Here is an 11,309-nt window from a genome sequence, read left to right on the forward strand (position 1 = left end):
AATCAGATATCAGCTATTTGCCGCCGCACGACGCAGTGCACCACAGACACGGATCAACAGAATGACTGCCAGTGCTACCGAGATCACATAGCAAACGACGAAGGAAGCGCCGAGTGCATTGGGACCCGAGAACAGCTTGGCAACGAGCGCGACGACGGTGGGCCCGAGCGCCAGGCCGAGCAGGTTGGTGATCAGGTAGTAGACCGCCGTCAGTTTTCCCATCATGTTGCCCGGCGTGAAGTTGGCCATCGTTGCGCCGCCTGCTACCGCGAACATCGAGAACATGAACGTCTGCACGAAATATGCAATCAGGCCGACATTCAACGAGTGAATCAGCGGGAAGCATGCGGTGACGATTGCAGCGATGGCCGTCGTGACAGCGGCGACACGAACCGGTGCGTCGATCATCCCGCGTTCACGCAGCCAGTCAGCGATACGGCCCAGGATCAACAGGCCAGCGGGCGACGCCAACAGTGCCACACCGCCCAACGCCTTACCGATCTCCGGGCGCGGGACATTCAGGGTGCGCGCGATGATTTCCGGGAGCCAGGCCATCTGCGAACCGACCGCAATGCCGTACAAGCAGATCGCAACCCAGAGTTGAACGTAGACGGCCTTGTTGGTCCACGCGAAACAAAGCGCTTGACGATACGTGACCCCACTGCCTGCGTTGACGTCGCGGCGTGCCGGTTCACGTACGAGCCACAGCAGTACGGCGAACGGAATGCCGATAAGACCCGGCACCAGCAGCACGAAATGCCATGGTTTGAGCCCCCCAACCAGCGGCAGGCCCGCAAATGCACCCGCCGACGCCGCCTTCAGAAGAAAACCGCCGAGGCCGAGAGCCAGACCGGTGCCGAGAAGCGGGCCGATGTTGTAAATGCCGAACGCGAGGCTGCGGCGTTGCGGCGGAAACGCATCGCGAATCATCGACGCGGCTCCGGGCGACAGCGCGGATTCGCCAACACCGAGGCCCACCCGCGTTACGAACAACTGGACGTACGTCTGACTCAGACCGCACAAAACCTGAACGGCGGACCATGCCATGGTCGCGCCACCGAGCAGGCGCCGGCGCTCGTACTTATCGACCAGCGCACCCATCGGAACGCCAAGCACGCTGTACAGAAGCATGAATGAGAGCCCGAGAAGCCAACTGACTTCGAGATCGGAAATTCCGAGGTCTTCCTTGATCGGCCCGACGACGAGGGAAATCGCGCCCCGATCGATGAAGGAGACCACGTATGTCGCCGTCAAAATGGCGAGCATCCACCATGCTCCCTTCGACGTATTCGAATCCGAAGCGGTTTCGGCGGATGCGAACGTCGCTCGCACCTCTGCGGTCTCACTCATTGTTCTCTGTCTCCTGGTTAGTTATCCGTGTAATCAATCAGCGAAGCTTCCGATCCTCGCTATCGGAAAGTGCGGTCTTCGCTGCTGTCATGCCTGATACGATGAACTCCGCAATATCGCCCATCGAGTTGTAGAACGGACCCCACAAAGATCCACACTCCCCAACTGCGTAGAGACCGGGAATCGGCTTGTCCTGATGATCGAGGACACGTTGCCCCGCATCATGTTTCGGTCCGCCGTGGGTATTGAGGTACGTCGGCAGCATGGGTCCGATCGCGTAGTACGGCCCCTCGTCGTTGAGCGGCACCAGGAACGTCTCGCGTCCGAACTCGGGATCGGCATTCAGACCGCACTGCTCGTTATAGCGCTCCACAGTCTCACGAAGTGCCCGGGGATCGAGGTGACCTGCCTTGGTCACGCCCGGGATTTCCGGCCATTGGCACTTCAATGCCAGCTCTTCGAGCGTATCGGCCTTGATGATCAGACCTTCTTCGAGTTCCTTGAGATTGTCCTGGCTCCACGGCGGCACACGCGAATTCAGCGTGGTCATCGCCGCGCCACCGGCCCGAACCTTTTCGTCGAAGATGTGGAATGCCGGCACGTTGGTGAATTCCGGAATGCCCGGCGTCGTTGCTAGCCACGTGTCGCGATTCGCCAACCCGTGTTGAACGACCGACGTGTCGATCGTTTCGTTGTGGAAGCGCTTCGCCTGTCGGTTCACCCACAGCAGACTGCCGCCGTCCTTGAACGCGCCCGACTTGTAGCCGAAACCCGCTACCTTGTTAAGGTCATACGTGACGTAGACGTACCCTTCCTTAGTCTTGATGCCCATGTTGAGCGGGCCTGCCACGGCGTTCATGTGCCACAGTTGGGCACCGACTTCCTGCGCCATGCGGATGCCGTCGCCGGTCAGATTCGGGCTGCCCAGGAAATAGATCGGGCATGCGGTGAGAAACTGCTTGCACATGGCCTCGTTCGCTTCGAAGCCACCGCTGGCCAGCACCGTTGCCTTGCGACCGCGAATCGTGATCGTCGTGCCATCTTCGCGTTCGGCTTCGACACCGAGAATCGCACGCGTCACCGGATGCTGAATCAGACGCGTAACACGCGTGCTGTACTTGACACGTGCACCCGCCTTCTCTGCTTGAGCCGAGATCGCGTTATAGAGACCTGCGCCGCCGGGCGCGGCCACGACGCTCATACCCTTGATGCTCTCGGCACCCGGAGCGCCCGCGAACTCGGGAAAGAAACCCGGGGCCGAGAACGGCTGCGGGTTGTCTTTGAGCGGCAATTCCAGTTTGTGCTGGAACGCAGGTATGTCTTTGAGACTTGCGACGAAATGACGAAGAACGCTCTCCTCGGTCTGACCTGCACACAACCAGTTCAGATACTTGAAAGACTCTTCTTCATCGACGGAGGTCATGATCAGACCACCCGCCACACAGACCGAGTTACCGCCACCCTGCGCACCCTTTTCGAGGATGAGCACGTCAGCGCCCTGTTCGGCGGCAGCGAACGCGAACGTTGCGCCCGCACCGCCATATCCGACCACAACCATATCGGCCTGTTCATCCCATCGGGGCTCGGTCCAGTTCACTTCCATCTTTTCGTTATCCATCGTGTCTCTAAACATACCGGCGCGGGTTGAGCTGCTTAGGCTGCGGGAGATGCTGCCTGCTCGGCTTCTTCCTTCGTGCGAAGGCCGTCATAAATCTCGTTGTAACGCAGCACCGGCTGATCCATCGCCAGCATGATCATCTTGCGGCCCGGCACCTTCTTGATCATTGCCTGCTGCGCTTCGATGATTGCCTTGTCTTCGGCGAATGCCGCGTCGGCGATTCCGAATGCGTGCTCCTTCAGATCGGCGTGCTCATGATCCGGACCGAAGTTGTAGAAGAACATCGATTGCGTATCGTTGATCGGCGTAATCATCTGGCACGTGCAGCGACGGAAGATCGGTTCCTCGTTCGGCTTACCGTCGACGAAACGATCTTGAACGCCCGGTGCGAAGGAGTTGATCTTCAGAATGAAGACGCCCGGCACCAGGAAGGTGCTGACCACGTTATCGTCGGAAGGCAGATCGAAATACGGGTTCGTCGGACGGCCCATGTGCCAACGATCGGCGACGACGCCACGTTCGAGAACCGTCGTGCCGCGCTTGGTCTCGCCATCCTTCTGAACCTTCAGCGATACCTTGTTATTCGCACCGAACGTCGATTCGTGAATGAACGGTGCGTGCGACAGGTCGAGCAGGTTGTCGGCCACGAGTTCTGCATTGCCGTTCATGACGAACTTCGAGCAGACCATCGAGTACGTGTCGCTATCCGGACCTTCGATCGGCGGAATCAGTGCGACGTCGGCCTTTGCCGGGTCACCCATCCAGACCCACGCGGCACCGTGCTTTTCTTCGATCGGGTAGCTGCGCACGCAGACCTTCGACGAAATCCGCTCCTGGCCCGGGATTTCGGTGCAGCGACCATCGGCAGCGAACTTCAGGCCGTGATACATGCAGCGCAGTTCGTCGCCTTCTTTGCGGCCAACCGTCAGCGGCGCCAAACGGTGCGGGCACAGGTCTTCCAGAGCGACGAGCGTGCCGTCGTCCTTGCGATAGAGCGCCAGCGGTTCGTCCATCACGGTGAATGGGACGATGTCGGTAACCGAGAACTCGCTCGACCAGCCAACCATGTACCAACAGTTCCGAAGGAATTTCATTTGATGTCTCCTCAGAGAGAATCGAGAACGGACAAATCGAGCGTGTTGCCTGACCTATGCGGTACAGCCGACCCAACTTGCCCCGGATCGGATCTACCGCGCTCGATCGCCGAAAGTATTCAATTGGGTATTCTTTATCTTATCTTGTAGCACCGCTCGACAAGACTCGGGGATACCCTTAAATGCGAGAATCGGCGTCCCGCTTTTTCTTGGGTTGGAACGCCGTATCCACGTGGGCGAATATCAGCTGAAGTACACGCGTTCAGCGGTCGTGTGCAGGACCTTCCGCTGATCTGCTTCAGAGAGCGACGACACTGAATCCTTTGCCAACTGAACCATGTCCTTGTACTCACCCTTCGACTGCGCGATGTCCGAACCCCACATCACGCGGTCGGCTCCGAACGACCGGACGACACGCTCGACGACGGGCGCTGCCGGCAGCTCGAGTGCCTTCAGCTTGCCGAGGTTGATCATCGAGTACAGCAGGTAGACGTTCGGCGAGTCGACGAACTTGAGCAGCGCTTCGTCCACGCCGTAGTCCGGTGCACCGGATTCGCCGACGATGTTCGAAAAGTGATCGAGAACGACTGGCGTGTTCGGGAATTGCTTGACGACGTCTCGAAGCGCTTCGAGTGCGGCGACGCGATTCCAGCGGTAGAAGTGCAGGCGCACCGAGCCGCCGAAATCCGACACGGCCGACCATGCACGCATGGCTTCTTTCGACGCGAACCAGCTCGAGTCCGCGCCCTTTTGCGGCTCCGTCAGACGAATACCGACCGAGCCACGCTGGCCAACCCAGTAACGGACGGTTTCTTCGACGTTGTCGGCCAGTGCATCGATCATGCACAGCGAACGCAGACGATCGGGATATTGCTCTGCGGAGTCCACCACATAGTCGTTGTGGAAGCCGTAGAGGTGAGCGCGCTGGACCGCGAGCGCCTTCTCGACACCATTTGCATCGAGCAGGTCGATCAGGCGTTCGGCCGTCACCGGGTTGTCGAATGCGTTAGCTTCGAGCGTGCCGCTCAACGGCGACGGCGGATACTTCTCCACGTTCGTGGAAATCAGGTGGGCGTGACTATCGATCATGACGTTACCTTCTCTGTAAAATTCGATATCAACAAACGGTAGGGCGTTATTTCCACGGATCGACACAGACGTGGATAGCGCCTTCGACGCCACGCCCGGCCGTCGCCAGGATCGCTTCGTGTGTCTGTGCGAGTCCGAAGGTGTGCGAGCACACCTCGTCGATCGGATAGCGGCCCGAACCGATATAGCGCAGTGCCAGTTCGACAGCCGCATAGCTTCGGCCACGCGGTGCACGCACCGTCAGATAGCGCTTCTTGATCTCGCCGATCGGCACGTGCTGTTCCAGGCCGTTCAGGCTCAGGTAGGCGCCCTTCGCTGCCAGCGCGATCGCCTGCTTGACGATTTCGCCTTTGGGATCGCCCGTGGTATCGACAACGACGTCCACGCCACGGCCCTTCGTGATACGCATCACTTCGGCTTCGAGGTCTTGCGTCTCGACATTGACCGCGTAGTCGGCGCCAAGGCGCAGCGACAGATCGAGACGAGTCTGGTCACGCGTCATACCCGCGAGAATCACCGTGTACGAGCCAGCGGCCTTTGCCGCCAGCACGCAGCCCAAACCCTGCTGGCCAGGACCGAAGACGAGCACGACCTTGCCGGGGCCTGCGCCACCGTCAAGACACGCCCACTGCACGCCGTTGCCGAACGGCACGGCCAGCGTCGCATGCGTGGCCGGCATGTCGTGGGGAATCTTGTGCATCACCGTGTTGAGCGGCATGTGCATGTACTGCGCGTAACCGCCCCACAGATGCGGCGGCTTGTTGGCGGTGGACATGCCGAATCGATCGGTATTCAGACGATCCTTCACGTTGAAGAAATCGACTTCCATGCACAGACGGAAATCGCCCTTCATACACCACTCGCAATTCCAGCACGGCAGGTATTCATGGAGAGCAACGCGGTCGCCGGGCTTGACGCCCCACCGCTTAGCCGCGATTTCGCCAACTTCTTCGATCGTGCCGACGTTCTCGTGGCCCATGATCACCGGAACGTGACCGGCCTTGCGATACAACTCGGGATCGCTGCCACCGACGCCGCTGGCTTCGATGCGCAGAATGCCGGTCTCGGGGCGCACTTGCGGATAATCGAATTCACGCAATTCGGTGGTCTCGACATCCGTCTTAACCGCGGCCAATACCTTCTTCGTCATGTCTGTCTCCTACTATTTTTTCAATCTCAGGCTTTCGAAAATACACGCAGGGCGGTGCCGCCAAAGATCGCGTCGAGATCGTCATTCGTCAGTCCCGCGAGTGCCTGACGCGTGAGTTTCAACGCCAGACCATATCCCTCGCGCGAACTCACGACGGGGAAGTCAGAGCCCCACATCAAACGATCAGCGCCAAACGCGCTAACTGCTTCGTGTAGGAGCGTAGGATGGGCATCACCAAACGGCCGGCCCTGCTGCCAGGTTTTCGAATCGCGAGGCAATAGTTCGCCAAGGCCCGGTACTTTCAGCATCACGTTGGGGAACGCCGCGAGTTTGAACACCTGGCGGCGCAGGGCCAGCGCTTCATCCGTTGAAGCCGGCGTGCTGGTGCCGCCAAGATGCTCGAGGACAATCGTCGTACCCGGCAATTTGGTGATCAGTTCAATGAAGCCCGGCGCGTTGAACGCTTCAGCAGATCCAACGCAGCTCACTGGCAATCCCGAGGCCTGGATACCGCGCCAAGCCTCGGGAAGGCGACCGTCGTCAAGACATGCCGATGGTCTCAGTCGAATACCGCTGGCACCAGCACGGGCCAACGATTCGATCGTCTTCGCAACGTCCGGGCCCTCCCCATCGACCCATGCCACGCTCGACAGACGGCCGGGAAATCGTTTGACGCATTCCTGCTGATACCGGTTATCCGTCTGTCCAATCATCTGCGTGAGCACGGCATGACCAACACCGTATTCATTCATCTGATCGAGCAGCGTCTCGACGGGCTCATACCAATGAGGCGATACGTGAGCGTGGCTATCGACGATCATGCGAACCTCAGGCCTTCAGAGCGACGTCCGGGTTGAGGGGCACTTCTTCCTTCCACGTGCGGTCGTTCGGGAAGATCACTGTCGAAGCGTGAATCTGATTCCACGGAATCGTGTTCGTCAGCACGCTCGGCGGTTCACCGCTTTGTGCATACGCGCGTGCCGAACGAATCATCTGGCGACGCCATGCGACGACCGCGACGTCCGACGTGCCGAGGTGTTCCTTCGTGCGGTCGAGGATGCGGCCCTGCGTTTCGCTGACTGCGTGGTCTTGCGTCAGGATGCCCTTGATGCCCGACATCGACGAGGTCTTCATCGCTTCGCGGTCCTGCTTGTACCAGTTGTCGATGTTGAGTTCCTTGCGGAAGTTTTCGTCGACCCAGTGGCCGCCTTCCTGGATGCGATATTCGATATCGACCGGCTGCGTTTCGTCGAAGAACCACTGGATGTGCCACGTCGATTCGTCATCGCGCGGAACGAAAGCGTTGGCCATGCGGCGGTTCTTACGGACGCCGAAGCCATCGGGCGGGATCAGCGTGAAGAACGGCAGAATCACTTCCGTGACGCGGGCGTGCAATTTGCCTTCTTCCCGGAAGTTGCGGACGCCGGCGTAGCGCAAACCGTACAGCGTGTATTCGACTTCGATCTTCGGACGCAGATCGCGCTCGTGCTCGTACTTCGCCGGCGCCGACCACGGCTGCTCGCGGTGAAGGACACCCGCGTGTGCCGAGTCGATCGTGCCTTCGACGGCCTGAGCGTAGTTGCAGTCTTCGAGTACCTTGAACGCTGCGACCTTTTCTGCCGGGTACGACAGGAAATCGAAGTCGGGGAACTGCGGAACCTTCGCCGGGTCGCCCATGTACGTCCAGATCACGCCAGCGACTTCACGCACCGGGTACGCGATCGCCTTGATACGCGAGCACAGCTTCGAATCTTCCGGCTCGGTCGGGGTGTCCATGCACTGGCCATCTACCGCGAACTTCCAGCCGTGGTACAGACAACGCAGACCGCCGGCCGAGTTGTCGCCCAGCGCGAGGGATGCACGACGGTGCGGGCACTGTTCTTCGAGCAGGCCGACCTTGCCGTCGCTGTCGCGGAACGCCACGAGATCTTCGCCCAGCAGACGCACGCGCTTGGGCGCACCACCCGGCTCCTGAATTTCCGATGCGAGCAGCGCCGGAATCCAGAATTGACGAATCATGTCGCCGTTCGGGGTGCCTTTTCCTACTTGAGTCAGAACGTCGTTGTCTTCACGGGAAAGCATGTTTGCTCCTAATCTCTTATATGTGAATTTGCGTGGGAGACCGAAATCCCCCGTCGGCCTTAAACGAGTGCGACCGCTTTTAGCAGTCGCTCGCGAGCGTCTACGGTGTTACTTTCGTTGCCGATCAGGTCGTGCGCTTCGATGACCAGATTGCGCAGCGCCACGAGGTTCTGCCCTTCGGCCGAGTTCGCGGCATTCCGTGCTTCCGCAGCGATATCGTTGTCGAGCAGTCGCCAGACTTCGTCGAGTTCGGACTCGCGATAAATCATCTGTTCGAACGTGCGCGAGTTCTCCACCCGTTCGATAATCTGACGCAGCGTTTCCGGCGAGTAATCCTCGATTGAATGAAGATCATCCACGTTCATTGGTAACTCCTATTTCTTAGGACCAGGGCCGAAGTTCGAAGGCGGCAGATCGAGTGCCTGACGTCCATAACTCGTCAGTGCGCTGTCCCACGTGAATGCGAAGTGCTGCGCGGCCGAATTGACGTCGCGCCAGATTCGTTGGAGGTCCGACGCGTTATAGATGCTGGTGCCACCCGCGGCTTCGAACAAACTGTTGGCCGCACGACGGGCCGTTTGCGCCGAATATGCCCAATCGCGGGAAATGCGCGACCATTCGAGCGGCGTCAACGACTTTGCGCTTTCTGCTGTGTCAATGCGACGTGTGTCTTCGAGAATCAACGCGTAGGCCGCGTCGAGATCCGCCGTCGCGTGTGCGAGACGTTCGATCGTTGCGGACTGCTCTGCCATTTGGTCAGCCGGCATTGCCTTCAGACGTGGCGCCAGACCTTCGGTGAATGATTTGATTGCCGCGCGTGCCATGCCCAGGGGCGCACCGATCAGCGAGAACGGCGTGACGTTATGGAACGGCATCCGATAGATCGGAGCGCGCATGGCATCGGCGCCTTCGACATTGCCCGTCATCATTTCCTTGACGGACACCGAACGGTGTGCCGGGATGAACGCTTCGGCGACCTTGATCGTGCGGCTGCCGGTGCCACGCAAGCCTGCGGTGTGCCAGTCATCGACGATCTGGATGTCCGAGCGCGGGATCACGAAGAAACGCGGTTCGGGCGGGCCGTCTTCGCGCTGCACCGCATTGCCGACGATCACCCACTCCACGTGATCGATACCGGAGCAGAAACGCCCTTCACCGTTCACGAGTTTGTAGCCACTGTCGACTTCGGTAATCGTGCCGCCGAGGCGGAATACCGTGGCCGTCAGAGCGTGGCCTTTGCCCAGCACGTCTTGCTGTGCTTTCAACGGGAACAGGTTCAGCATCCAGCTGTGACCGGCGAGCACGCCGAACACCCAGCCGGTCGAACCGCAAGCCGACGCGATTTCTGCCGTGACTTCGACGAGCGTCGTGAAGCCCAGCTCGGAACCGCCAAACGACTTCGGCGTGATGATGTTGAAAAGACCCGACTCACGTAGTGCGTCGATGGTTTCTTTCGGCACCACGCGATCGCTTTCGGTCTGTTTGACACGTGAACGAATCACGTCGTGCAAACCGCGAGCGATAGCGAGGGCGTCCTCGTGACTAGCAATACGACTCAAGGCGTTCTCCTGTTAGGGCTTGCTGCGCCGTGCTCGAGGAACCGGCGCGCAGAATAGTTTTTGTTTAGCCGATGTGGCCGGGTCAGTGTTCGTTGCGGCCGTAACGACCTTCGACGTTCATGCGTTCCTTGGCATCGAGGAACCAGCGGTAGTGACCACCCTTCGAGATCGGCGGCACATCTTCCGAGATCGCGTACCAGCTTTCTCCGTCGTTCTCGGTCGCGTAAATCTCGCCCGTAGCGGTACCGGCGATAAGCATGATCCTGTCGTCCCACTGATAGAGGCCCATGCCCTCGATGTTGCCGATGATTTCCTTGGGCAAACCATTACGCATATGGTCCCAGGTGACGCCACCATCGGTGCTCTTGAGAACCGTGGCATCCGCCGACTTCCGTGCACCCCAGTCACGCGGCGCGTTGCCCGGGCCACCGAGATACAGCACGTTTTCGTTGCGGGGATCGATGAACATCGCGTCGGGATAACCGATCAGGTCTTGACGCGTCATCAGGTGCACCCACGTCTCGCCTGCGTCTGCGCTGTAGTGCAGGCCTTCGCCGCCGCACATGAACATCTGCCGGGGATTGGACTGACGAATCAGCACGCGGTGGTTGTCGTGATAGAACTTGTCGTTTTCCGATTCGTAGCTACGCGGCTCGGTCCATGTCTTGCCGTCATCGACCGTCTTGAGCAGCGCGCCCTGTTCGATACAGATATAAAGCGTCTCCGGTTCGGCCGGATGGAACGCGATGTTCTTTACGTGCGCGATGTGCGGGGGCGGCGGGAACGTCCACTTGTCCTGGTCCGGCACCGTCATCATCTCGGGGATTTCGACCCACGTCGCACCCAAGTCGTCGCTGCGATAAAGCGCTGACGGCTCCGTGCCCAGGAACAGAACGGTACGGCCATCGCGCTCCTGTTGCGCCATCGTGTAGATATGCGTGCTGTTCAGCCCGTTGTTGGCCGGTTCCCACGTCAGCCCGAGGTCCTTGCTGACCGACAGACTGCCTTGGCCGTGTGCGCCCGCGAACAACAGACCCGCTTTCCGCACGTAGAGCAGCGCGCTCACGTGGCGATCTTCCAGCGCCTTGCGCGTGAGCTTCCACGGCGCATTGGCGTCAGCACGCTCGAACACGAGTATGCCTCGAATAGTGGCGACCAACAGCGTGGTTGCCGCACCCTCACCGTACGTGACGGTTCCACCGTTGGTGGTCAGAACTGCGATCATTTCTCCTCCCTAGCGGGCTGTTGAATTTGGGTCCCGTGTAGACGGGGTTTGAGGGACGGGCGTTATGGATATCGTGTTCATGATCTTTGGCAGCGGATGCGATGCGCGGAATGGATGAGATGCAGGAACCCCTGTTCACGAC

At 59.7% G+C, this 11,309-nt stretch carries 10 protein-coding genes; all 10 read right to left on the reverse strand.

The window, feature by feature from the left end; translation table 11 throughout:
• Positions 1–9: 9 nt before the first annotated feature.
• A complete protein-coding gene (locus AB4Y34_RS35020; protein ID WP_368718631.1) occupies positions 10–1,350 on the reverse strand; it encodes an MFS transporter in 1,341 nt (446 codons plus the stop codon).
• A gap of 37 nt (positions 1,351–1,387) precedes the next feature.
• Positions 1,388–2,968, reverse strand: a complete 1,581-nt coding sequence (locus tag AB4Y34_RS35025) for an FAD-dependent oxidoreductase (protein ID WP_255209020.1) — start codon at positions 2,966–2,968, stop codon at positions 1,388–1,390.
• Positions 2,969–3,003: 35 nt separating this feature from the next.
• Positions 3,004–4,062, reverse strand: a complete 1,059-nt coding sequence (locus AB4Y34_RS35030) for a Rieske 2Fe-2S domain-containing protein (protein ID WP_368718632.1) — start codon at positions 4,060–4,062, stop codon at positions 3,004–3,006.
• Positions 4,063–4,305: 243 nt separating this feature from the next.
• Entirely contained in the window at positions 4,306–5,151 is an 846-nt protein-coding gene (locus AB4Y34_RS35035) for an amidohydrolase (RefSeq protein WP_176384068.1), read from the reverse strand.
• A gap of 46 nt (positions 5,152–5,197) precedes the next feature.
• Positions 5,198–6,301, reverse strand: coding sequence for a zinc-binding dehydrogenase (locus AB4Y34_RS35040; RefSeq protein WP_368718633.1), 1,104 nt, complete (start codon positions 6,299–6,301; stop codon positions 5,198–5,200).
• Positions 6,302–6,327: 26 nt separating this feature from the next.
• A complete protein-coding gene (locus AB4Y34_RS35045; RefSeq protein ID WP_368718634.1) occupies positions 6,328–7,122 on the reverse strand; it encodes an amidohydrolase in 795 nt (264 codons plus the stop codon).
• Positions 7,123–7,129: 7 nt separating this feature from the next.
• A complete protein-coding gene (locus AB4Y34_RS35050) occupies positions 7,130–8,383 on the reverse strand; it encodes a Rieske 2Fe-2S domain-containing protein (RefSeq protein ID WP_368718635.1) in 1,254 nt (417 codons plus the stop codon).
• Between the two features lie 59 nt (positions 8,384–8,442).
• Positions 8,443–8,748 carry a hypothetical protein gene (locus tag AB4Y34_RS35055; protein ID WP_176106749.1) on the reverse strand — a complete coding sequence of 102 codons (306 nt, stop codon included), beginning with the start codon at positions 8,746–8,748 and terminating at the stop codon, positions 8,443–8,445.
• A 9-nt stretch (positions 8,749–8,757) separates the two neighbouring features.
• On the reverse strand, positions 8,758–9,942 hold the full coding sequence (locus AB4Y34_RS35060) for an acyl-CoA dehydrogenase family protein (protein WP_368718636.1): 1,185 nt from the start codon (positions 9,940–9,942) through the stop codon (positions 8,758–8,760).
• An 82-nt stretch (positions 9,943–10,024) separates the two neighbouring features.
• Positions 10,025–11,167 carry a glycosyl hydrolase gene (locus AB4Y34_RS35065; RefSeq protein ID WP_368718637.1) on the reverse strand — a complete coding sequence of 381 codons (1,143 nt, stop codon included), beginning with the start codon at positions 11,165–11,167 and terminating at the stop codon, positions 10,025–10,027.
• Between the last annotated feature and the right edge of the window lie 142 nt (positions 11,168–11,309).

The organism is Paraburkholderia sp. BR10954, assembly GCF_040965775.1.
GTDB lineage: Bacteria > Pseudomonadota > Gammaproteobacteria > Burkholderiales > Burkholderiaceae > Paraburkholderia > Paraburkholderia youngii.